Raw genomic sequence first — 25,390 nt, 5'->3', positions numbered from 1 at the left:
GCGACTCTGACAGAAACGGGGACTTTCGGATGGCCGCAGGTGTTTCGTCTGCCCGGGTGTTGAGCAGGGCGCTGCAGCTCGCGCTCGCGCTGCTGCTCGTGGTTCTGTCCGGATTGATGCTCCCGGCAACCGCCGACGCCGCGTCCGTCCGCGACTTCGGCAAGGTTTTCGGTGCGCAGACCAATGGCGCGATCCGGATCACCGGCAACAGCCTGCTGACCTGCAACGGTTCAGCGGCCTGCCGGGCGGCGCTGGCCGGTGGCAGCTCGAAGGCGAACAACAACGACTGGACGATGGAGCCGCTGGACGCGGACTCCGATCCGTCCACGAAGTCCTCCTCCGGCGCGTCCGTGGCGCTGCCGTCAGGTGCCCACGTGCTGTACGCGGGCCTGTTCTGGGGTGCCGCACGTGGCGCCGGCCGGGGCGGTACCGCGACCACCGAGGACGGCAAGACGATGCGCTTCCGCCTCCCGGGGCACTCGGCGTACCAGACTGTTACAGCCAGCTCGACGGACTACTTGAACAACACCACCAAGAAGGACTACTCCTCGTACCTGGATGTGACTGCTCTGGTGCAAGCCGGGGGCAACGGCGAGTACTGGGGCGCCGATGTGGCGACTGGTACAGGCGCCGACCGGTACGCGGGTTGGAGCCTCGTGATCGCGTACCAGCAGGCGGATGAGCCGCTGCGCGACCTGAGTGTGTTCAACGGGTACGGAAGCGTCAGCAGCGGTCAGCCGGAGCGGACCACCATCTCCGGCTTCCTGGCGCCGCCCAGCGGTGCGGTGAACGCCCGGTTCGGCAGTGTCACGTACGAGGGTGACGCCGGCATCAGCGGCGACTACTTCGCGGTGAACGGCACCCGGCTGGCGGATGCGGAGAACCCGTCGGCCAACTTCTACGGCAGCCGGATCACCGACGGCGGTGTGAACCTGACCAACCGGACTCCGGCCAGTCTGAACAACCTGGGTGTGGACGCCAAGGTGGTGAACGCGGCCGGCATCCTCCCGAACAACTCGACCAGCGCCGAACTGACCTTCGCCAGTACGGGCGACGTGTACTACCCGGCCGCACTGACGACGCAGATCGACCTGTACGCGCCGACCATCGTCGGTACGAAGACCGTCCGGAACCTGTCCGGCAACAGCCCGGCCAAGACCGGCGACACCCTCGAGTACACGCTGAGCTACAGCAACACAGGTGATGACGACGCGCTCCGGTCGACCGTGCGCGACCAGTTGCCGGCCAACACGACCTACGTACCTGGTTCGCTCAGCGTGGTTTCCGGTGCCGGAGCGGGGAGTAAGACTGATGCAGCCGGAGACGATCAGGCGGAGTACGTCGGCAGCTCCCGTACTGTGCGGTTCCGGATAGGTACTGGGGCGAACGCCACTGCTGGTGGACGGTTGACGAAGGACCAGAGCAGTACGGTCCGTTTCCGCGTCACGGTGGACAAGTCCGCTGCTGGTACGACGCTGGTGAACACAGGTCTGCTGGACTACACGGCTGAGACGCTGAACAAGCAGTACACGTACCAGACAGACGAGGTGCACACTCCGGTTGCGGCAGAAGCCGATGTGTCGATCACCAAGACGGCGAAGCCCGATCGGGTGTCCGCGGGCGGTGAGCTCACGTACACACTGGTTGCCCGCAACAACGGACCCAGCCCCGCACAGGACGTCAACGTCACGGACACCTTGCCGGACGGCGTACAGCTGGTGTCTGCCACACCTACTCAGGGCACCTGCAAGGCTGCCACGTGTTCACTGGGCACGCTGGCCAACGGTGCTTCTGCGACGATCACAGTGGTGGTGAAGGTTGCCGCGGCTAGTACGGCGACCAGTCTGACCAACGTTGCGACGGTTACTACGTCTACTTCCGATCCGGAGCCGTCGAACAATACGTCCTCGGTTACTACGGACGTGACGCGTACGGCGGATCTCGTACTGACGAAGACTGCTGCACCGACGCATCCGGCACCGGGGGAGCCGGTGGTGTTCACACTGACTGCCAAGAACAACGGACCGTCGGACGCTGAGCAGGTGCGGATCGCTGACTCGGTTCCGGTCGGGTTCGCGATCACCGGCGTACAGTCCGCGGCTGCATGTACGACGGCTGGGCAGGACGTGAGTTGTACGTTGCCGCGGCTTGCTGCCGGGTCCAGTGTGACGGTGCGGATTGCGGCGACGCTGGACTCGGGTTACACCGGCGGCGCGCTGACCAACACGGCCAAGGTGGTCAGTGATACTCCTGATCCGGACGAGTCCAACAACACCGGTACCAGCACGGTGACGCCGGGCGCAGCCAAAGCTGATGTCGTTGTCACCAAGGAGACGGTGACCAAGCCGGTAGTCGCTGGGGAGCCGATCACGTACCAGATCAAGGTACGGAACGCCGGGCCGTCGGATGCGAAGGCAGTGCAGCTGTCCGACCTCGTACCGGCTGCTCTGAGCAGTGTCACGGCCGATAGCTCAGCAGGTTCGTGCACGGTGAGCTCTGGGCAGGTCAAGTGTGCGCTGGGCGACCTGACCACCGGTTCGACTGCGGTGGTCACGGTGAATGCGGTTGTCTCGCCGAAGGCTCTCGGTGAGCTCACCAACTCTGCGACTGCAGACAGTTCGACGCCAGACCCGGACACCAGCAACAACACCGGCAAGACCACTGATGAAGTGAAGACCAGTGCGGACCTGGCGATCGTGAAGACCGCGCAGCCCGTGCCGGTACAGGCAGGTCATCCCGTCACGTACACGCTGACCGTGACGAACAACGGTCCGTCGGCCGCACAGTCCGTCAAGGTGGTCGATCCGGTGCCGGCGCCGCTGCAGTACGTCTCGGCGAAGAGCTCGAGTGGTAGCTGCACTGAGGCGAGTGGAACGGTCACCTGCTTGGTTGGCACGGTTGCACCAGGCGACACCGTTACGGTCACGGTAGTGGCGACCGTACCGTCTGGTGCGCCGCCGAACGACCTGAAGAACACTGCGACCGTTTCGTCGCCGACACCGGACCCGGTCAAGGACAACAACACGGCAACGTACACAGTGACGACTGGTGCCCAGGCGAACATCTCCGTCGTCAAAACGGCTTCGCCGAACCCGGTGATTGCCGGCAAGGCGATCACTTACAAGTTGACCGTACGGAACGCCGGACCGTCGGATGCACAGGCGGTCAGCGTGGTGGACGAAGTACCTGACGCAGTGACCGGTCTGTCAGCCAGTGCGACCGGTGGAGCGACCTGCACAGTCGTTGGCCAGCGCGTACGTTGTCTGGCCGCGACACTGGCCGCTGGAGACAGCTACGTCGTCACGGTGAACGGAACAGTTGCTCCGTCGACCAAACCAGGGGAGCTGGTCAACACCGCGACAGCCACATCGGAGACACCGGAGGACCCGACCACTTCGGACAACACCTCAACCACGACGCCGCTGGTCGAGGCAGAGGCCGACTTGTCGGTCAAGAAGACTGCTCCGGCAACCGGTCTCGCCGGCAACGAGTTGACGTACACACTGGCCGTTCACAACGCCGGTCCGTCGGATGCGGTCGGTGCAGTCGTCACGGACACACTGCCCGCGGGTACGACCTTCGTACGAGGCACTGGTCCGGGCGGCGACTGTACGCAGAACCCGGCGGTGTCCGAGCCGGTCGTGAGCTGCCCAGTAGGCCGGATGGCACCGGGTGACGACGCAACGGTCACTGTGGTGGTCAAGGTCTCGCCGGACCAAGCAGCCGGGACGCTGGTGAACAAGGCGACGGTGAGCTCGCAAACACCGGATCCGAACGACGGCAACAACAGCGACTCGGCGGAGACCAAGCTGTCGACATCGGCTGACCTGTCTATGGTCAAGTCGGTCAAGCCGTCACCACTAGTGGCAGGTGGCGAGGCTGTTTACACGCTGACGGTTCACAACGCCGGCCCGTCCACTGCACATCAGGTGGCAGTCACTGACACTGTTCCGGCCGGCCTGTTGGTGCTGGAGGCAACCAGTGCGGATGGCAGCTGTACTACTGCTGGTTCCAAGGTGACATGTGCACTCGGTGCAGTGGCGTCCGGCGGGGATGCGGTAGTAGTGATTCGGGTAGCAGTCGCGGCGGCGCAGACGGCCTCGATCACCAACGCTGGCTCGGTGACCAGTACGACGCCTGATCCCGATCCGTCGAACAACGAGGACCGGATCACCACTGAAGTCGAACGGGCCGCCGATGTGGAGGTCATCAAGACCAGCGACGAGCCAGTGGCTGTTGCCGGTGGTGGAGTGACCCATCGGCTCACCGTGGTCAACCACGGTCCGTCTGACGCGACAGCCGTGGTTGTGAACGACACTCTGCCCGCAGGACTCACGCTGGTGCAGGTAGAGCCCAGTCAAGGAACTTGTACGCCGGCAGTGCGTTGTGCGCTCGGTACCATCGCGGCTGGTAAGACTGCGACGGTTGTCATCACAGCGGCGCTCGACACTGCGTACACCGGTAAGACGCTGGCGAACACCGCCACGGCCACGTCCCCCGTACCCGACCCGGATGACAGCAACAACAGCTCCACGGTGACCATCCCGGTTCAGACACAGGCGGATTTGAGTGTCGTCAAGAGCTCCGATCCGTCCGGAGTGACGCCAGGCAGTGCGTTCGACTACACGATCGTCGTCACCAACGCCGGTCCGTCTACAGCACGTGCGGTCGTGGTGACCGACACCGTGCCGGTTGGGCTGACTGTCACGTCCGCCAGCAAGGGATGTGTTGTTGACGGTCGGACGGTGCGCTGCGAGCTGGGTGATCTGCCGATCGGACAGGTCGTCGTCCAGCTCAACGTGCGGCTGCACTCCGGGTATGACGGGGCGAGTCTGACGAACAATGCGACTGCCACGTCGTCTACTCCCGATCCGAACACCGGCAACAACACGGACACGGTGGTGTCGCCGGTGACCGCACTGGCGGACCTGGCGATCACCAAGACCATGTCACCGGCCGCACCGGTGTCAGGACAATCGGTGAAGTACCTGCTGACCGTGAAGAACAACGGCCCGTCCGACGCGCGTCTGGTGGAGGTCATCGACGAGCTGCCTCGCGGTCTCATCAAGGTCACTAGTACGGCATCTGCTGGTGTGAAGTGCATCCTGTTGCCGCCGGTTGCTGCGGGTGCGCCGGATTCACCAGAGGCCGGCAGCGTGCAGTGCAGTACGCCGCTGCTCGCCGAAGGCGCCAGTATTACCGTCACCATCACTGCCACCGTGGTACCTGGGTTCAGTGGGTCGCTGGAGAACATTGGACGGGTCAGCTCGGCCACCTCCGATCCGGTGATCGGGAACAACGAGGCTCGGGTCACCGGTCGTCCGACCCAATCGGCGGACCTGAGTGTTCGTAAGACCGCTTCAGCGGCCAGTGTGGTGGCGGGGCATTCACTGCGGTACGTGATCGCCGTACACAACACTGGTCCGTCGTCAGCGACTGGTGTGACGGTCACGGACCAGCTGGCTACCGGACTCCGGCTGATCAGCAAGTCGGAGCAGTGCACTGCGCAAGGCCAGCAGGTGACGTGTGCGGTGGGCCGGATCGACCCTGGTACTACGGCGCAGGTCTTGCTGGAGGTGCTGGTGGACACTGCGTACCGGGGGACCTCGGTGACGAACGGTGCGAAGGTCGTCTCGACCACACCGGACCCGGACCCGTCCGACAACACCAGCTCGGTCACGGTACGGGTGACGCCGCCGCAGCCTGGCCGGCCTACGCCGCCTGTCCCGCAAAAGCCTGGTGGCGAGCTGGGCAACACGGGTAGCTCGTTCGGGCCTGGAATCTTGCTCGGCGCGCTGGTACTGATCGTGGCCGGCATCGGGGCGATCGCGGCGGCCGGCTCCCGCCGTACGCGACCCTGATCGAGCACCGGTGCCCTCCAGTTGACGGACTGGAGGGCACCGGCTCCCACGGGCCGGCCCACTCCATCGCCTTCCGATTGGCGCTTGCAACTAGGTGCAATCGGAGTCGCCTTTGTCGGCGGCGTCGGCTAGAGTTCGCCCGATCTCAAGCATTTGAGAGAATTCCTGGAGGGGGAACTCCTATGAAACTGCAGCGCTTCGCGCTCGCCCTGGCCGGAGCGGGCCTGCTTGCCGCCGCGGCCGCTTCGGTACCGGTGACCGCCACCGCCAAGCCCGCACCGAAGCCGTACTTCGAGACCAAGACCGCCAACCCGAACTCGGCGAAGGCAAGCGCCGCCGAGGTCTGCGAGAGCGCCGTCGGCGTGCCGACCGCGGCCGGCACCATGCAGGAGGTCTACGTCCTGCCGGGCCGGACCCCGAAGGCGGACGCCCTGGAGCCGTACAAGTTCGTCGGCACCCGCGCCAACGCGACCTGGTACGGCGCGGTGAACGCGGCCGGTACGCAGTTCTACTACTACGGCCTGCTGCTGCAGGGCGGCAACCTGTACCGGCACACGACTTACCTGCCGGCCAGCGAGACCGCCTCGCCGCGTCCGACCTTCAAGAAGGTCGGCTCGGGCTGGAGCAGCTTCAAGTCCATCGCGACGTCGAACTACAGCGTCGCCGGGCCGCGGCACCAGTACCTGTACGGCCTGAACACCAACGGCAGCCTCTACCGGTACGCGATCGTCGGCGCCGGCTTCAAGGCGCTCGGCCCGCTGCCGGGCTTCCGCGGCTTCAAGGCGATGACCGTGCTCAGCGAGACGGCGACGTACGACACGCTGCTGATGACGACCAACGCGGGTGCGCTCTGGACCGTGCACATCCCGGTCGCGGCCGGTGCCAAGCCGGTGCTGAAGCTGGTTCGCTCGTCCGGCTGGTCCGCGTACGAGTCGCTGGTCGTTCAGGGCTGCGGTACGCGCGGCGGTTCGCTGATCGTCGGCGTCGACCACGACACCAAGACCGGCTACCAGTACGCGATGAGCAAGGCGAACGGCAGCAAGACCGCGATCACGTCGTACGGCAAGATCCCGGGCGTCGAGTTCAACGGCTCGAGCCACGTGTCGCTCACCACGCACTACGACCAGCTGGTCGGCGAGTAACAAAACCCTGGTTCCGGGGACACCGCCGTCGGGTGGTGTCCCCGGTTCTGCTTTTCCCGGGTGTTTCAGGGCGCGGTTGTGCTCAGGGCGCCAGGGTGCCGGTGCCGACCAAGGCGAGGATGACCACGCCGAGGCCGATCCGGTAGATCACGAAGCCGGTGAACCGGTGCGTGGTGATGTACTTCAGGAACCACGCGATCGCCGCGTACCCGATCACGAACGCGATCCCGGTCGCGAGCAACGTCGGCCCCCAATCGGCATGATCCTCGCCGCTGCCGATCTTCCGAACTTCCAGCAGCCCCGACGCCAGTACGGCCGGGATCGCGAGCAGGAACGAGTACCGCGCCGCGGCCTCCCGCCGGTACCCGAGCAACAGCCCGGCCGTGATCGTGCCGCCGGACCGCGATACGCCCGGAATCAACGCCAGCGCCTGCGCGAACCCGTACCCGATCGCATGCCCCGTCGTCAGCCGCGTCAACGGCCGCTCGTCGGCACCGACCCGATCCGCGATCCCGAGCACAATCCCGAACCCGATCAACGTCGCCGCGACGACCCGCAAATCCCGGAACGCGGTCTCGATCTGATCCTGCAGCAACAACCCGAGCACCGCGATCGGAATCGTCCCCAGAATCACGTACCACCCCAGCCGCGCATCCGGATCACTCCGCCGCGACCGATCCGTCAACGACCTCACCCACGCCACCACGATCCGCGCGATGTCCCGCCGGAAATAGATCAGCACCGCCGCCTCGGTCCCCAACTGCGTCACCGCCGTGAACGCCGCCCCCGGATCATCCCACCCCGCCAACGCCGCAACCACCCGCTGATGAGCCGAGGACGAAACCGGCAAAAACTCCGTAAGCCCCTGCACAATCCCCAGCACCACAGCCGAAACCCAACTCATCAATCACCCTCGCCATAGACCCACAGAACCCCGCAGAGCCTACCGGCCCGCACAGTGGCGCCTGCCTCCCGAAGCTCAGCGCAGTCGCGGCGTTACAGATTTTCGAAGATTTGCAGGTACCTGCCTATTCCTGGCTCTTCGGAACCTCAGCAAATAGGGTCGGAGACGGCGCTGGTGGGGTCGCGGGACCCCAGGGTCGTGATTCAGGTCATCCACGCCCAGGGGGATCTCGTCATGCCCAAGTCCAGGTTGTCTTCACGTGCTCGCCGTCGTCGGGTACGGGTAGCGAGGCTGACCGCGATTCTTGTCGCGTTGGCTGTTCCGCTGCTCGGGCTCGGTCCGGCGTTGCCTGCCGCACCGGCCGCGGCGGCTGATCCACCGGTGCCGCCGGCGGCGATGTCAGGTAAGGGAGAGGCGAAGGCGCCGGCCCAGCGACTTGGTGCGGGGAAGTTGCCTGCCCCGTTGCCGGCTGGGCAGAACCAGGTAAGGCCGCCGTCATTGCGGTCGAGGTTTCCAGTCACGGCAGCGAAGCCCGTGAATGCCGCAGCGGAGCAGCCTGCTCCGAAGGCCGCGAAGGCGACGCCGTCGAAACAGCTGTCGGTGAAGGGGTTCGACAAGCAGACGAGCCGGGAGCTGCCGGAGAAGCGGGACCGCTACTCACAGACGTTTGTCAACGCGGACGGCACCGAGACGAGCATGCTGTCGCCCGCGCCGTTGAACTTCCAGAAGCCTGATGGTTCGTGGGCCGGGATCAACGCGAACTTGCAGCCGCGCGAGGGCGGTGGCTGGGAGACGATCTCGACGGAGATCTCTTCCTGGATCGCGGGACAGGCGGACGCGGATCCGGTGGCGGGTCTGGAGTTGGGTGACGGGCACACGGTTGGTTGGGGTGTGGCGGGTGCCGCGGCTGTGCCAGGGCAGTTGGCGGGCAGCAAGGTGCTCTTTCCGGAGTTCTTACCTGGCTCGGATCTGGAGCTGGAATCGCAGCCGCGTGGTGTCAAGGAAACGATCGTCCTCAAGTCGGCCACGGCGCCGCGTTCGTTCGTGTTCCCGCTGAATCTCAGCGCCAATCTGACCGCGTCCCTGGTCGGGCGGGACGTGGTGCTGACCGACGAGCACGGGACCGAGCGGGCGCGGATTCCGGCCGGCACGATGGAGGACTCGAACACGGTCGAGGTACGCGCGACGTCGAACGCGGTCGCATACGAGCTGGTGACTGTTGACGGCCGGCAGGCGCTCAAGGTCACGGCGGACAGCGCTTGGCTGGATGACCCCGCGCGGGTGTTCCCGGTGCGGGTCGACCCGACGGTGATTCCGACGGATCGGGTGACGCCGAACTATGCGGTCAGTGCGGGTGTGAACGGTTCGATCAGCGGCGCGAGCGACCTGCAGGTGGGTTGCCGTCCGGCGGCGGGTACGACGAACTGTTCGTCGACGTCCGGCTGGAACGCGTTCACGTCGCTGTTGTCGTTCCCGAGTCTGGTGGATGCGTTCCGGTACGACACGATCGTCGCGGCGCAGCTTGAGGTGTACAACTACCAAGCCGACACCTGTTCGTCGCGTGCGCTCGATGTGTACGGGGTGATGGAAGGGTGGCAGTCGACGCCCTTGCCGAGCTTGAAGTATCCGGGTCCGCAGACGACGCCGTCGGTGGTCGCAGCGAAGAGTTTCTCGCGTGGATACGTGTCGAACTCGACCGGAACGACAGCCTGTCAGCCAATGTACGACGCGCTGCCGTTCAACGCCGCCGGTGTTTCTTGGCTGCAGAGCCTGGTTGATGGGAAGCGGTCGAACTTCGGGTTCGCGTTGTTCGCGAATCAGCGCTCGGATCGGTACTCGTGGAAGAAGCTGGCCGGTATCAACACCGCGAATCCGCCGCGGCTGGCGGTGACGCATTCGCCGTACCACGCGTCGTACGCGTTCCGGAAGCAGAACCCGGCGGACTATGTCACGCAGGACAAGGCCGGGAAGTTCCCGATGACGATCACGAACCTGGGCGGGTTCACCTGGCAGCCGGGCAACGACTACATGAGTTACCGGATCTACAAGGGTGGCAAGCTGCAGAACTGGGCGGTGCTGAGCACTCCGGTGACCACGTCGGTGCCGCACGGTGGAAAGATCAATCTGGACGTCGCGGTCAATCCCCTCCCTGGTAGCGCAGCGGGCGTCGATTATCAGCTCGAGTTCTCGATGGTGCATCGAGATACGACCGTCCATCGCTGGTACACCGACTGGGGCGTGGTGCCCGCGGCTCGGTTGATCACCATCCAGAACGTTCCACCAGTGGTGGATCTGTCGAAGGTCTGGCCGCTGAACGGCGCGCAGGCGTACTCCTTGACGCCCCAGGTGTGGGCGTCCGCGATCGACCCGGACGCGCCGGCGAACACCCTGAAGTACTCGTTCCGGCTGTGTGAGGTCGTCGGCGAGGACACCCATGTCGGGTGCTTCTTCAGGGGTGACTACACGTCGTCGAAGACCTGGATCGTGCCGGCCGGGAAGCTGGCCTGGAACCGTGAGTACCGGTGGGAGATCTACGTTCAGGACAACGACGGTTCGCATTCGATTGGTCCACAGATCGGGCTGTTCACCGACGTGCCGCAGCCGGCGATCACGGGGCATATCGCGAACAATGACGGGAAGTCGCAGGACAAGCCGTACGATCCGGCGGTCGGGAACTACACGGCCTCGGCGCTGGACATCGTGGTGCCGGTGGCGGGTCCGGAGTTGAACGTCGCGCGGACGTACAACAGCCTCGATCCGCGGCGTGACGGCTTGTTCGGGGCGGGCTGGACCAGCCGGTACGACATGCGTCTGGTGCTCGAGAACAATGACAACGGGAACGCTCTTGTCACGTACCCCGACGGCCGGCAGGTCCGGTTCGGCCGGAACGCGGACGGCACGTTCGCCGCGCCGCGCGGATCGAAGGCGGTCCTGACTGCTGCTGCGGCCAACGGCCCTTGGACGTTGCAGATCGCACCGGGCACGAAGTACGAGTTCGCGGCCGGTACCGGGCGGCTGTCGAAGATCTATGCCACGCAGGGCAAACCCCTCACGCTGGCCTATCGCGCGGACGGGACGCTGGACTCCGCAGCGAGTTTGGACGGCGCGGGGCGGAAGCTGTCGTTCACCTGGACGGCTGACAACAAGCACGTTGCGTCGGTCAGTACGCAGCCGGTCGGCGGTTCGCCGCTGACATGGACGTACGAGTACTCCGGTGATGTGCTGACGAAGTCGTGCAATAGCGAGCAGAAATGCACGACGTACGGTTCGGCGCCGGGGTCGCACTATCGCAGCGCGGTGCTGGACAGTAAGCCGGACGGGTACTTCCGGCTGTCCGACGATGGCAGCGATGCCAATGCCACCAACGAGGTGGACATCGCGCTGGACGACGGCTTCGGTACGTACGCGGGCGTCCAGTACGGGCAAGGCAGCGCGTTGGCCGGCGCCGGCGATGCGGACAAGTCGGTTGCCTTCACCGGGGCGGGCCGGGTCCAGTTGCCGAACGGGATCTCGACCCGGAGCCGCGATGAGGCGGTCGAGTTGTGGTTCAAGACGAGCGGGTCGACGAGTCAGCCGCTGCTGGGATACCAGAAAGAGTCGTGGGGCAAGGCCACGACCGGTGGCATGCCGGTGCTGTACGTCGGCGCGGACGGCAAGCTGCGTGGTCAGTTCTGGCACGGTTCGGCGGCGCCGATGACCTCAGTCGGCTTGGTGAATGACAACCAATGGCACCACGTCGTCCTGAGCTCACTGGGGACACGGCAGTCGCTGTACCTGGATGGTGTCGCGATCGGGACAATCACCCAGAGCGTGGTGGATCACGAGCAGTTCCCGGTCACCCAGATCGGTGCGGCTGTCGCGGCGGCGCCGACAGCATGGCCGTCGTACGGGACGCAGTCGGTGAAGTACTTCACCGGTCAGATCGACGAGGTGGCGCTGTACTCGCATCCGCTGACGACCAAGGATGTGGTCGCGCACTGGCAGCAGGGTCGCAACGCTGCTGATCAGTTGTCGTCGATCACGTCGGCCGCGGGTCGGACAACTGCTCAGATCGAGTACAACCAGGCCAATGACAGAGTGCAGAAGTATGTCGACGGGAACGGTGGTGCTTGGACGGTCGGCGCTCCCGAACTGATCGGCAACTCCAAGGACCTGGTCCGCGATGTTCTGGTCACCGGTCCGGGCAACAGCTCGTACATGTATGAGTACGACGCTCTGGGTGGCTGGCTGCTGCGTACTGGACGGCCGCTCGGTGAGGACACGCACAAGCCGTGGACGGCGGATACGACACCGCACTGGCCGGATGTCGGCTATGCGATCCGGAGCTTCACCCACGACAAGACGGGTCAGTTGACGAAGGTCACCAGTGAGATGGGTGGCGAGGTCAGCATGGCGTACGACGATCGTGGCAACGCGACGTCGACGAAGACCTGTCGCGGTGCGGGTGGGACGGACTGCCGGACCGAGTACAGCACGTACTTCACGAATGCGATCTGGCCGGCGCTCGATCCGCGCTGGGACAAGCTGTGGGAGTTTCGTGACGGTCGCTCGTCGGGGCCGGCCGACAACACGTACAAGAAGAACCGGAACATCACGGCTTCGGGGGATGTGGCGTCGGAGTTCAGTCCGGATGGTGGCCTGAAGACGTACGCGTACACCGATGGGGTGCAGACGGGGCCTGACGGCAAGGCGATGCCGCCGGGATTGCTGAAGACCGAGACAGTGAAGGTCAACGCGTCGACGTCGGCAGTGACGCAGTACTTGTACGACCAGTTCGGTGGCCTTGTGCAGACGACGGCGCCGTCGGGGCTGGTGACGAAGTACACCTACGACGAGATCGGGCGAAAGAAGACCGAGACACAGATTTCGGACACCTATCCGACCGGTGTGACCACGTCGTACGACTACGACAAGATGTCGCGGGTCACGGCGATCACCGGGCCGGTGACGACGGACGCGGTGACTGGTGAGCAGCATCAGCAGAAGGCCGAGCTGGAGTACGACGCCGACGGCAACGTGGTGAAGACGACGGCGCGGGATCTGACGACGGCCGACGAGCCGCGGGTCACGACGATGACGTACGACGACCGGAACCGGCTGGCGTCGACGGTCGATGCCGACGGCAAGCAGTCGCAGCAGGGGTACGACGATGCCGGGAACCGGACCTGGTCGGAGGACGCGAACGGGAACCGGTTCGAGTACAAGTACTCGGATCTGAACATGCCGACCGAGGTTTGGGACCTGAACCTTCCGGCCGATCCGAACAACCCGCCGACGGACGGTCCGCGGGAGGGGATCGACTATGCGGTGCGGTCGAAGACGCAGTACGACCTGGCCGGCCGGAAGCGGGCCGAGGTCGACGCGATGGGCCGGCTGGTGACGTACGAGTACAACCTCGACGACACGCTCAAGACCAAGAAACTGGAGGGTTTCCACAACCCTGATGGATCGACGCGGCCGTACGTCTTGGAATCGAACACCTACGACAAGGCCGGCAACCGGGTTCAGGCGGTCACGGACAACGGCAAGTCCACGACGACGTACACGATCGATGTCGCGGGGCGGGTCGGGACCGAGACGAGTGACCCGGCGGGGCTGAAGCGGAAAGCCTCGTACGTGCACGACCTGGCCGGGAATGTGACCCGCCAGGAGAACACCGGCGACTGGTCGAACGCCGACCTCGCCGGGCCGACCGCGGTCGTTGATGCGACCAACTACGTGTTCGACGCGGCCGGGCGACGGGTGTCGCAGACGGTGGAGAACACGTCGGGCAATCTGACGACATCGTGGGTGTACGACCAGCGTGGGTTGACCACTGCGATGACGACGCCGCGAGGCAATGCGTCCGGCGCGGTCAAGGCGGACTTCACCACGACGTACGTGAGTGACGAGCTCGGCCGGTTGATCAAGACCGTCGCGCCGAAGGTGAAGGCCGAGCAGGACGGCGGTACGCCGGCTGACGTGCAGCCGACCGCGTTGGTCGGGTACGGCGCGTTCGGGCAAGCGACCTCGTCGAAGGACGCGCTCGGGAACGTGACGAAGTCGGTGTTCGACAAGCTCGGCCGGACAGCTGAGGTGAGTGGGGCGCCCTATACACCGCCGGGTGGTAGCGCGGTGACGCCCAAGACGAGCTTCAGCTACGACGCGGTCGGGAACCTGTTACAGCAGGTCGACGAGCGGGGCAATGCGACTCGATTCACCTACGACCAGCTGAATCAGCGGGTACAGGTCGACGCACCGGGCAAGACGAATGACGAGCGGGCCGTCTCGAAGGTCACGTACACGCCAAACGGTGACGTGGAGTCGACGACCGATCCGTTGGGTGCGGTGAAGAAGTTCACCTACGACGACCTGGACCGGGTGGTCACGTCCACGGCCGTGGAGCGGAAGCCGACGGCTGCGAACTTCGTGACGCGGCTGACGTACGACGACATGGACAACGTCGTGAGTGCGCAGTCGCCGTCCGGCGCGGTCGCGTTGAGCACTTATGACACGCTCGGTCAGTTGACCAAGTCGACCGATCCGAACAACGTGGTTTCGCAGTTGGGCTACGACTACGCCGGGCGTCAAGTGCGGTCGTCGGATGCGATGGGGCGGAGCAGCGTCGCGACGTACGACAAGGCCGGGCAACTGGTCGCTTCGAAGACGTTGAACTCGTCGAACGTTGCCCTGGGCACCACCGTGCTCGGGTACGACTTGGACGGCAATCTTGTTTCGTCGACACCGGCGTCGGGGAATCGTGCGTCGACGTACACGTTTGACGCGCTTGGCCGGCTGATCACGCAGACCGATCCGGTGTCGGCGACCGATCAGGTGAACGTGTCGTACGGGTACGACGCGGCGGGCAACCGGACCAGGTACACCGATGGGCGTGGAAACGCGACCACGTACACCGTGAACAGTCTGGGTCTGCCGGAGAAGGTGATCGAGCCGTCCACCACGGCGCATCCGGCGCTGACCGATCGGACCTGGACGGCGTCGTACGACGCGGCTGGGAACGCGGTCTCGCTGCTGTCTCCGGGCGGTGTCACTCGGACGCGGGTCTTTGATGCGGCGGGACGGCTGCAGACCGAGACCGGTGCCAACGCGGAGTCGCCGACTGCGGCGCGCAACCTGACCTACGACTTGGGTGGCCGACTGGCGACCTCGAGTGCGCTGGATGGTGTCAACACCTACAGCTACAACGACCGAGGGATGCTGCTGCGCGCCGATGGCCCGTCCGGTACGTCGACGCAAGGATATGACCCCGATGGTCAACTGACACAGCGGATCGATGCCGCCGGTACCGCCGACTTCACGTATGTGAATGGTCGTCCGGCGACGGTCACCGATCCGGTCACGCGTCTGTTGCAGACAATCGGCTACAACGCGGCCGGTCAGTTGTCGACAATCGACTTCGGCTCGGGGCGGGTCCGCACAGTTGGGTACGACGCATACGGGCGGATGAACTCGGATGTGCTCAAGGCCGGTGCTGCTTCGGTGTCATCGATCACCTATGGGTACGACGCCGACAACAACGTCACTTCGAAGAACACCACCGGGGTCGCGGGCGCCGGCAACAACACGTACGCCTATGACCAGCTCGGACGCCTCACCTCATGGACGAAGGGAACGACGACCACCGCGTACGGCTGGGACGCGAACTCGAACCGCACCAAGGCCGGTACGAAGCTCGCGTCCTTTGACGAACGCAACCGGCTCCTGGACGACGGCACCTCCACCTACACCTACTCGCCCCGCGGTGCGTTGCGGACGCAGGCGACCACGGCGGGCGGGACCACGACGACGGAGGCGTTCAGCTTCGACGCTTTCGACCGGATGATCACCCGCTCGGACCGTGACTTCACCTACGACGCCCTCGACCGTCCTGTCCAGGCCGGCACGGCCCGAATGCGCTACGACGGCTTCAGCGACGAGGTCGTCTCCGACGGCACCCAGTTCTTCGGCCGCGCGGCTTCGGACGGCCTGCTGGCCGTCGGCTACGAAACCACCAAGCGCCTGGTCCTGGCCGACCGCCACGGCGACATCGTCGCCGGCTTCGACCCCACCGACACAACCCTGTCCGCAGGCCTCCCCGACTCCCGCACCTACGACCCCTTCGGCCAATCCACCAACGCCACCGGCCTCAAATACCGAGTCGGCTACCAAGGCGACTGGACCGACCCCCGCTCCGGCGACGTAAACCAAGGCGCCCGCTGGTACAACCCCAACACCGCCACCTTCAACTCCCGAGACACAATCACCCACAACGCGGGAACCACCAGTTCCGTCCAAAACCTGTACGCGTACGCCGGCGGCAACCCCCTCACCTACAACGACCCGACCGGAAATATTCGCCAGGATCCCGGTGGTGGCGGGAACTGCGACCGTGACTACAGCATCACCAAGAAGATTCGGATGACCGAAGGGGGCGACGATTTTGTCGACTGGCATCCCTGTGATTACAAGCCGCCCAAACCTCCCAAGAAGCCGACGTGCAAGGAGACCAATACCTGTGAGGTGAAGTGCCCGCCGGGCGGTGGGGGTAAGAACTGCCCCGGCACCGGCCAGGGTGACGGTGGAGACGACGATGGGGATGGGGATGGGGGGTGTAAGACCCGGTGTGGGCCGAAGCCGCCGCCACCACCGCCGCCCTGCGACCCCCAATGCCAGCTCAACAAGAAGATCAAGAAGGAACGCGATCAGCTGGAGCAAGACGCCCAGAACGTCAAGCAGCCGCCACCCGGCGACCCGGTCTGCGCCTCCGGCAACCCCCTCTGCCCAACCAACCCTGCCACCCCAGCCACAGTCGTCGGCCCCCAAGGTGACCTAACCGACGAAACCAGCGCCTGGTCCGACCAGCAATACAAGAACGCCCTGAACCAGTACGGCTCCGTCATCTCCAACGTCGGCACCACCGGCAACTACAACTGGTTCAACATGGGTCTCACCGGTGGCCTGGGATCGACAAACAACCCCGCGTGCGGTGCTCCCTGCATGGCCGGCGGAAGCGGCGGCGGCTGGGGCGGCGCAGGCCGAGGAGGAGCCGGCGGCGGATTCGTCCCACTCCCACCGGCCCAGGCCATCGTCGGCGGCGGCGCAGTAATAGCCGGCGGCTTCGGCGTCCTCGGACTACCAACCAAAATCCTCCTCTCCATCATCGCAGGCAAGGGAGGCGGCGGAGGAACTAGTGGAGGGACCGCTCAACCACCCGATGACGGTGACTGTGGCCCGCCTAGAGAGTGTTTTCGGGGCGGCCGAGGCGATGATCCACCAAGTTTCGAACCGCGCCCAAATGAATATAAGGTGGACAAGCAAACCGGCTTCGTCAAGGACAGCCATGGTATCTCTTTGTTCAGTAACTCCGGAAAGTTGACCTCCAAGGGATTTGTGCCATACGAGGTCGATCAGAGTTCCATCCCGAGCACGCTCCGAATAATTCAGAGAGGGAAGGATTTGGAGCATTATGAGATTGCACCACGGCCGGGAGCAAATCTGACGCCAGAGCAATTCGCTAAGGAGCTTGCTAAAGTTAAGATCCGCTAGGAGGTTACGTTGGAGAGCGACTTTGAGGTGGAATTTCCAGGATATCTCGACGGGTATGAGTTCGAGACCGAGTCGAAAGGGTACCTCGTTGATGTTGTGGTGCGCAGGGGAGTTCGGCAGTGGAATCTGACGATCTATGATTCGGCGCGGCTACATCAAGAAGTTTTGGATGAGATAGAGAGGTCCGGCAGGTGTGCGTTGTCGCATGTTCTTGTCGTGCCTAGTGTTACGCGTGAGAACGTAATGTCGGCATTGTCCGACCTTGCCAACGCGGACTTTGAAGATCTTGCCTAAGCCGACTCGTGCTGCGGCGCAGCTGATGGGAGGTATGGTCCCGACGCGCCGCGCACTGAAGGTCGGTGCGGTCCAGCAATGGAGGCAGCAAGACGTCGATCGCAGTGGAGTCGATGGAATTGAGTCACGAGTCTGTGCCGTTTCGGTCCGGCGGAACAAACTTCGCACCGAGGTGGTCACAGGGCCATGCGCTCTTCGCTCCACGTAGGCGGCTGGGATATCAGAGAATTGTATCGTGACTTTAAGTGGTGTCGGTTTATTGAATCTGAGGATTGCGCAATCGACCTCGGCGGAGAATCGGTGCACATGTCGTATTTGTGGCCCGTGCCAATGGATGTCCGAGGTGGCAAGATCGATGTGGTGCGCATGTCGCCGAATGTGCGACATGCGGTAAACTTGTCTGCAAAGAACGGTCTAAGTCTGAGAATTAACAACTAGCTCCCATCTAAGGCGATTCTATGGACAGATACTGCTCCTTTCCCGTTGAGTGTTGAATTTCTGACGCCGCGGTCGTCCGGTGGAAGAAGCCCAACTCGGGACCTCAGGATGTGGAATAGCTGGATGTAATGAATCCGGTGTGACGCACGCCTGGATCGGCAATGCTGGGATCTTGATCGACGCTTGGTCGCAGAGCTCGGTTCGCCTTCATTGCGGCGATGGTCCCGGAGATGTCGATTTCGAATCCTTGGTCATCGAGGTAAGTGCCCAGTGTTGATCTTGAGTTGGGTGGGCCGTTGATCGGGGCCTTGTGATGGCATTTACCATTCGACCTGCCTTGTTGCGTTGTCGAGGTCCTCAAGGTGCCGTGCATGGGTGGCGATATGCGGCGATATGCGCTGGGCAGTGTTCGATCGAGTGTCAAGGGCTCGGGTGAATTTCATACTGATGGCTGTGTTGGGACACGCCTCAACCTGGCCGGCCTCCATCGTCGGTACCTAAACAACCTGACTGACAAACCCAGCGCCTGGCCCGACCGGTAATACAAGAACGTCCTGTCAACCAGTACGGCTCCGTCATCTCCAACGTCGGCACCACCACCGACTACAACTGGTTCAACATGGGCCTCGGCGGCGGCCTGGGATCGACAAACAACCCCGCGTGCGGTGCTCCCTGCATGGCCGGCGGAAGCGGCGGCGGCTGGGGCGGCGCAGGCCGAGGAGGAGCCGGCGGCGGATTCGTCCCACTCCCACCGGCCCAGGCCATCGTCGGCGGCGGCGCAGTAATAGCCGGCGGCTTCGGCGTCCTCGGACTACCAACCAAAATCCTCCTCTCCATCATCGCAGGAGGTAGTGGAGGAACCGCACATCCGCCGGGCGATGATGGAGACGACTTCACGCCACCGAAACCCGACGATCTCGGACCGCGGTGGAAGCCGCAGGATCCCGCGGATTCGAAATGCTGGACTGGCTGCGAGAAGGTGGCGAAGCAGATTCAGAGGAAGCTTGGTGGTGGCCAGATCTATAGGATCTCCTGATCATCAGCCGAAAGTTGGCCTCGTACACGGGTCGGGGGTCGTTTGCCGGTTGGGTGACCGTGATCAGTTCCAATGCGGCGCGGGCGACGTACCGTTCGCTGCGGGACCGGGCCGACGCGCTCGGCGTACTGGACACTGTCCCCGAATCGCCCGATCCGCGGACGACGAGTGTGATCGCGGGCACCCGCCTGGACCTGCTCGACGCGCTGGACGAACTCGAGCAGCAGCATCCCGTACTGGTCGAGTCCTTCATCCTCCGCGACCTGGGTGAGCTCAGCTATCAGGAGATCGCCGACGTCACGAAGACAGGGCTGGGTACGGTCAAGGACCGCATCCACCGGGCGCGGAAGTTCATGGAGCCGCGACTCCGGTCGGACGCTTCGCGGCGGTCATGAGGCCTCGTACGGGGATGTGCGTGGTTGGGGCCGCTGCAGTGCTGGGAGCGGTGGTGGGTGCTGTTGTGCTGCCGGATGCGGGTACGCCCGTGGCTGGTCGTCCTGGTGAGAGTGGCACGACTCCGGTGCCGCCTGCTCACACCAGCTCGCCGCGGCCCAGTGCGAGTACGCAGAGCGGGTCGCTTGATGGTCCGGTCACCAGCGCGAACATGCTCAGCAACGCCGACCTCAGTAGCGTCGGACTGGCGGTCAGTCCGCAACCGCCCGACGTACGGCTCGAGTTGGTTGGCTGCGACAAGATGCAGACCCTTGACGACATCGCCGTCAGTGGACCGCCTGTCCAGCGAACGTGGGAGGGCGGGACCGTCGTCGCGTACGAGCAGGCGGTTGCTGCCCGCGACGAAGACGAGGCCGAACAGGTCGCACGGCAGGTACTCGGCAAGCTGGAAGCGTGTCAGAAGCGGCCGGCCGGCTATTGGGTGTACGGAGCCACGCACAGCGAACCGATCGACCGGGTGACGACTGCTAGCTGGGTGGGCGAGATCGACGGGTCGTTCAACACCGCTGGGCGGGCGCCAAAGGACGCGAAGATCAGTGGGGGTACGGCCGTGCTGCGCCGTGGAAACCATGTTGCTGTGTTCAGCATCAACTGGTGTTCCAGCGCCGGTGACGAGGCGGCTTGTGTGGTCGCTGATGGTGACGCCGCCAAGCAACTCGCCACCCTGAGCCGCCTCGCGGCCCGCCGCCTGGGCTGAGAACGGTGCTGTTGGAAAGTCGCATCCAACAAAATGCTGGCATGGCCCCTCTCTGGTGGTGACAGCAACCGCCGTGCTGCTTCGGCGGCACGACCAGAAGGGGAATCTTGATGCTTACCGACAACAACACCACCGGCCCGTCGCGCTCGGGGAGCGGCGGTCCGGAAACAGGCCGGTCGCACGGTACGGGCGGGCGGCGCCGGGTGCGTTCGCTTGGAGTGCTTGCGGGCGCGGCAGTCGTCGCTTCTGTCTCGGTCAGTGTGGCCTGGGGGCTCATGCCGGCTCAAGCCGACCAGCCCACCTCCGGTCACGCCGGAGCCGGGCAGTCCGCTGTTGGGAAGGCAGGGTCGGTCCAGTCGACGGGTGAGGGGGCTACGTCCGGTCAGGGCGCGGTGGAGCGGTCCGGGGCGGGTGTGGCGGCTGTGCGGGCGATTGGGTCGAGTCAGCTGCTGCAGAGCGAGGACCTCGCCGCGGTGAGCCCGAAGCTCGACACCGCGAAGATCGGACTCAACCGGGACGAAGACTTCTCCGCGTGCCTGGGGGAAGGGAACCCGTGGACGGGCGTCCTGCACGGGGCTCGCAAGCCGATCAACGTGGCGTGGACTAGCCGGAATGACAAGGAGCAGTTGCTCACCGAGTCGATCGCGCAGGCCAAGTCGGCGGCACAGGCGAGTGGGTACGCCAAGACGCTGGTCAACGCCGGTATTCGGGGCTGCCAGGCTGGTACGTCGCAGTGGGACTTCCACTACGGTCCGACGCACACCGTGAAGGTCGGTACGGGTGTCGCCACCTGGGCGGTGTCGTACCGCGGGCGCGAGACCCGCCCGAGCGGGGGCATCGTCGTCTTCAGCAAGGGCACCAACTACGGCATCGCCGAGGCCAGCGGAACGCCAGGCTCGGTCGACAAGGCAATCGCTTCCTTGGCCAAGTCAGCCGTCAACCGCCTGGCCTGACCCACAACGGGCGTGCCAGTGCCCTGCTGAACCGGCACCCGTTAACCACCCGCAACTCACCCGGCGCCGTGCAACCACTCGCAACTCGCTCGGCACCGGCAACCACACGCAACTCACCGGCACCCGGCGACCACCGGCATCCGGCGACCACCGGCATCCGGCGTCCCGCCTCGGCGCCGGTCCGGGGTGCTGCTTGCGGATCCGGCCTCGCTCGGCCCCGGTGAACACGGCACCCCGGCTGACCGGGCGCGGCGCCGTCCTCCGCCGCGGTGGGGGCGTTTGTGTCGTGGAAGCTGTCGCCTGCACGGGGCGCTGCACCGGGAGCTGCACGGGGCGCTGCACCGGGAGCTGTACGGGGCGCTGTGCGGGCGCTTCCTAGGATGTGTGGCGGATTCTGAGCGGGGCTTTCAGGGAAGGTTCAGGAGAACTTGATGGTGGCTTGAGGGTTTCTTGGAGTGGGGCTGAGGGGGATCGGGCGAGCCTCGTTGCATGGTGATGACAGGTGGGAACGGCGGATCACGTTCGGGGCGGCGGGGGTGGGTGCGGCGGGCTTCGGTGGCTGCGATCGCGACCGCGGTGCTTGGGGTTGGGGCGACGGGGGTGTCGGTCGCGGTTGTGTCGGCCAAGCACTCCGGCGCTGGGTCGGGGGCGGCGACGAGCTCGGACGAATCGGGTTCCAGCAGTTCGAGTGGCTCAAATGCTTCCGGGAGCTCCGGTGGCTCGAGTGATAGTTCGGGTGGGACTAGTTCCAATGGGACTAGTTCGGGTGGGAGTAGTTCGAGCAGCGGTAGTGGGCTTGGGTCGGCGGACTCGGGGTCCAGCTCTCAGGGTGGGAGTCATGGGTCATGAGTGCGTCGCGGGCTTGGAGTGCGTGGAGTTGCTCGGTGCGGCTGACCGTGGACGACCCGGCCGTGCTGGGGGCGGCTTGTGGTGAGCTCAAAGGATTGATGGATCGGGTTGACAAGGCTGCCAGCCGGTTTCGGGTTGATTCCGAGTTGTCGGTGGTGAACCGGCGGGCTGGGGCGTTCGTGCCGGTGTCGCGGCTGTTTGCCGAGCTGGTTGATGTCAGCTTGGTCGCGGCGCAGGTGAGCGGCGGGGCAGTTGATCCGACGGTTGGTGCGGCGGTTATTGCTGCTGGGTATGACGCCGACATAGAAGCCGTACGCCGCCGCTTCCCGCCCTCTCCCCACGAACCACAAACACCCCACGAACTGCAGTCCTCCCAGGAACTGCAGTCCTCCCAGGAACCGCAATCACCCCACGGAGAGCAACCAACCCGCGAAGAGCGAGCGGCTCGCGAGGCGTCTGGTGCACCGCAGGCGGCTGGTGGAGAGCAGGTGGTGGGTGGAGCGCACCGGCCACCTCGGGAGGTGAGTGGAGCTCGTAGGTTGCCGCAGGAGGTGCGCGGGACGTCGCCGGTGGTGGGTGGAGCTCGCGGATTGTCGCCGGAGGTGCGCGGCGGCCGGCCCGTGGGTGGTGGTGTGCGCGGGTTCCCGCCGGGGGTTGGCGGGGTGCGCGGGCCGGTCGTGGGTGGTGGCGTGCGTGGGGTGTCGTCTGGGGTGGATGGCATGCCGGACGTTGGTGGGGTTGGTGGGTGGCGGGAGGTGCGGGTTCATCGGAAGTTGGGGTTGTTGGGGGTGCCCAAGGGGGTTGCCCTGGATTTGGGGGCTACTGCTAAGGCGTGGACTGCTGATCGGGCGGCCAATTTGTTGAGTAAGCGGTACGGGTGTGCCGTGCTGGTTGAGATTGGTGGGGATCTAAGGGCAGCGGGGGTGCCTAAAGAGCCCTGGGTGGTGACGGTGGCGGAGCGGGCTGGTGGGCCGGGTGTGTTGGTGACGCTGGCGCACGGGGGGCTCGCCACGTCGACGCGTACGGTACGTCGGTGGCGTACGGCGGACGGGTACGCGCATCACGTAATCGACCCGCGTACGGGACATCCGGCCGAAGGGGCGTACCGGACTGCCTCGGTGTGGGCGCCGACGGCTGTACGCGCGAACACCTTCAGCACCGCGCTTATTGCCACTGGTGACGCGGCACTCGGGCGGTTGAAGCTGTCCGGTCATCCGGCGCGGTTGATAGGCGAGGACGGTGAGGTCACCGAGCTGTCCGGCTGGCCGACTACTAGCAGGGCCGCCTGATGACCCTCTGGTACTTGGCCCGTGCCGCCGGCGTGGTCACGATGGTCATGTTCACCCTGTCGGCCGTACTAGGCATGGTGATGCCGCGCATCCGCAAACCGGAGCGCCGCTTCTGGCTGCAGTACGTCCACCGCTCAGCCGCAGTGACCGGACTGGTCTTGCTGACAACGCACGTGGTCGCAGTAATAGCTGACACCTACGTCAGCATCAGTCCGACAGTCCTGTACTGGCCGTTCGGCTCCGGGTACCGCCCCTTTGCCATGGCAGTCGGCGTACTCGCGCTGTACAGCCTGGTACTGGCATCACTCGTCGGAGCGTCCCGCGGTCGCCTAGCGGTCTCAGCGCGCTTCGCCAAGTACTGGCGCAAGCTGCACATCGCCGCATCGGTTGGCTGGCTCCTGTCCATCGGCCACGCACTGCTGGCAGGTACGGACCGCACTACGCCGTGGATGCTCTCCATCACCGTGACCTGCCTTGCAGCGGTCGCGATAGCAGGTGCGTACCGCCTCAACGCAACGCCGATCTCTCGCGCGTGGAGGGCCCAGTGAGAACGCTCGAAGCAACCAGAGTGATCGGTGTGGCCAGACTCCTAGCCGGACTCGACCAGGGACCACTGGACCTGCACCGCCACCTACAAACGCACGGTCCCCAACCGCACCGAAACCGCGACGACTACACCGCCCTGGCTGAAGCTGTCGGGCTCAGAGGACGCGGTGGCGCTGCCTTTCCCGTAGCACTCAAGCTGAAGGACCTCCCGCGACGTGGAGTGGAGGCAGTAGTCGTCAACGGCTCCGAGAGCGAACCACTGAGCCGCAAAGACCGCCTACTGCTCGCACAGTCGCCGCACCTCGTACTGGACGGTGCTGTCGGTCTCGCACATGCACTACAAGCGCCGCACGTACTCATCGCCGTACACGACCACGAAGCGGCCACCAAAGTACGAGAAGCGCTGATGGAGCGTGATGACGACCTGGCGATCGAGGTACGAGACACACCGGGCCGTTTCGTCGCAGGGGAGGCCCGCGCCGTGCTGAATGCACTGGAAGGCTCCCCGGCCATACCACCCGGCCGGAGGGTCTTGCCGACACGCAAGGGCTACCACCGGCGACCCACCTTCCTGTCCAACGTGGAGACGTTCGCCCAGCTAGCTGTACTGGCCCGGCTGGGGGCACGTGGTTTCAGCAGTACCGGCGCGAGTACTGAGCCGGGTACCCAGCTCCTGACCATCGCCGGTGCCGTACGACGCCCCGGTGTGATCGAGACACCGACCGGTATCCCACTGAACACGGTCCTCCAGTACGTAGATGCAGAACCAGGTCCTGTCCTACTAGGCGGCTACCACGGCCGCTGGCTGCCCCAGACCGACGCCGTCACGCTCCAGCGACCAGATGTGTCAGCCGGCATCGTGCTTCCGCTCGGATCGAGTACCTGCCCGCTCGGTGAGGTCACCAGGGTCGTGCAGTGGCTGTCGAACCAGTCGGCCGGCCAATGCGGTCCATGCGTGTTCGGTCTGGCCGCACTGGTCGACGACTTCACCAGGCTGACTGCTGGTGACCCGCAGGGCTGGCACGACGCGCAGCGGCATCTCGGTGTGATTCCGGGGCGCGGCGCCTGTGCGCACCCGGACGGGTCGGCGCGGTTCCTGGTGTCGGCGCTGGAGGTGTTCGGGGACGACGTACACAGCCACCTTTCCGGAACAGGCTGCGGCCGGCCGGTGCGAGGGATACTGGGAGGTGCCTGGTGAGCAGGTTGGAGATCGACTGGACCCGGTGCGACGGGCACGGCCTGTGCGCCGGTCTGCTGCCGGACGGCATCGCCATGGACGAGTGGGGATTCCCCGTCCTCCGCGCCGGCGAGATCACCCCCGGTGAGCTCCCGGACGCACGCCGCGCAATCCTCGCCTGCCCCGCTCTCGCCCTACGCCTCACCAATCGATGACAGCCCCGTCC

11 protein-coding genes are annotated in these 25,390 nt (G+C 65.1%); 10 read left to right on the top strand and 1 reads right to left on the bottom strand.

What is annotated here, in order from left to right; translation table 11 throughout:
- Positions 1 to 29: 29 nt before the first annotated feature.
- Both ABD260_RS18490 and ABD260_RS18485 read left to right on the top strand, forming a co-directional pair.
- Positions 30 to 5,861, top strand: a complete 5,832-nt coding sequence (locus tag ABD260_RS18490; protein ID WP_344234832.1) for a DUF7507 domain-containing protein — start codon at positions 30 to 32, stop codon at positions 5,859 to 5,861.
- 182 nt (positions 5,862 to 6,043) lie between these two features.
- Positions 6,044 to 7,003 carry a hypothetical protein gene (locus tag ABD260_RS18485; RefSeq protein WP_344234831.1) on the top strand — a complete coding sequence of 320 codons (960 nt, stop codon included), beginning with the start codon at positions 6,044 to 6,046 and terminating at the stop codon, positions 7,001 to 7,003.
- Positions 7,004 to 7,085: 82 nt separating this feature from the next.
- Here ABD260_RS18485 and ABD260_RS18480 read toward each other — a convergent pair whose 3' ends face one another.
- The gene (locus ABD260_RS18480) at positions 7,086 to 7,907 is read right to left on the bottom strand and encodes an undecaprenyl-diphosphate phosphatase (protein WP_344234830.1); all 822 of its coding nucleotides are present in this window, start codon (positions 7,905 to 7,907) and stop codon (positions 7,086 to 7,088) included.
- Between the two features lie 312 nt (positions 7,908 to 8,219).
- Here ABD260_RS18480 and ABD260_RS18475 point away from each other — a divergent pair, with 312 nt between their 5' ends.
- The 8 genes from ABD260_RS18475 (at position 8,220) to ABD260_RS18440 (ending at position 25,379) form a co-directional block, all read left to right on the top strand.
- A complete protein-coding gene (locus ABD260_RS18475) occupies positions 8,220 to 17,432 on the top strand; it encodes a LamG-like jellyroll fold domain-containing protein (protein WP_344234829.1) in 9,213 nt (3,070 codons plus the stop codon).
- A gap of 1,827 nt (positions 17,433 to 19,259) precedes the next feature.
- Positions 19,260 to 19,595 carry a sigma factor-like helix-turn-helix DNA-binding protein gene (locus tag ABD260_RS18470; RefSeq protein ID WP_344234828.1) on the top strand — a complete coding sequence of 112 codons (336 nt, stop codon included), beginning with the start codon at positions 19,260 to 19,262 and terminating at the stop codon, positions 19,593 to 19,595.
- A 53-nt stretch (positions 19,596 to 19,648) separates the two neighbouring features.
- A complete protein-coding gene (locus ABD260_RS18465) occupies positions 19,649 to 20,350 on the top strand; it encodes a hypothetical protein (RefSeq protein WP_344234827.1) in 702 nt (233 codons plus the stop codon).
- 422 nt (positions 20,351 to 20,772) lie between these two features.
- Positions 20,773 to 21,303, top strand: coding sequence for a hypothetical protein (locus ABD260_RS18460; protein ID WP_344234826.1), 531 nt, complete (start codon positions 20,773 to 20,775; stop codon positions 21,301 to 21,303).
- Positions 21,304 to 22,148: 845 nt separating this feature from the next.
- A complete protein-coding gene (locus ABD260_RS18455; protein ID WP_344234825.1) occupies positions 22,149 to 23,441 on the top strand; it encodes an FAD:protein FMN transferase in 1,293 nt (430 codons plus the stop codon).
- A complete protein-coding gene (locus ABD260_RS18450) occupies positions 23,441 to 23,989 on the top strand; it encodes a hypothetical protein (RefSeq protein ID WP_344234824.1) in 549 nt (182 codons plus the stop codon). Before ABD260_RS18455 ends, ABD260_RS18450 begins: the two co-directional genes overlap by 1 nt.
- Positions 23,986 to 25,185 carry an NADH-ubiquinone oxidoreductase-F iron-sulfur binding region domain-containing protein gene (locus ABD260_RS18445; protein WP_344234823.1) on the top strand — a complete coding sequence of 400 codons (1,200 nt, stop codon included), beginning with the start codon at positions 23,986 to 23,988 and terminating at the stop codon, positions 25,183 to 25,185. Before ABD260_RS18450 ends, ABD260_RS18445 begins: the two co-directional genes overlap by 4 nt.
- Entirely contained in the window at positions 25,182 to 25,379 is a 198-nt protein-coding gene (locus ABD260_RS18440; RefSeq protein ID WP_344234822.1) for a ferredoxin, read from the top strand. The genes ABD260_RS18445 and ABD260_RS18440 overlap by 4 nt, the downstream gene beginning before the upstream one ends.
- Positions 25,380 to 25,390: the final 11 nt, after the last annotated feature.

The sequence above is a fragment of the Kribbella hippodromi genome (assembly GCF_039531045.1).
Classification (GTDB): Bacteria; Actinomycetota; Actinomycetes; order Propionibacteriales; family Kribbellaceae; genus Kribbella; species Kribbella hippodromi.
This window is presented reverse-complemented; position numbering and strand designations above follow the sequence as displayed.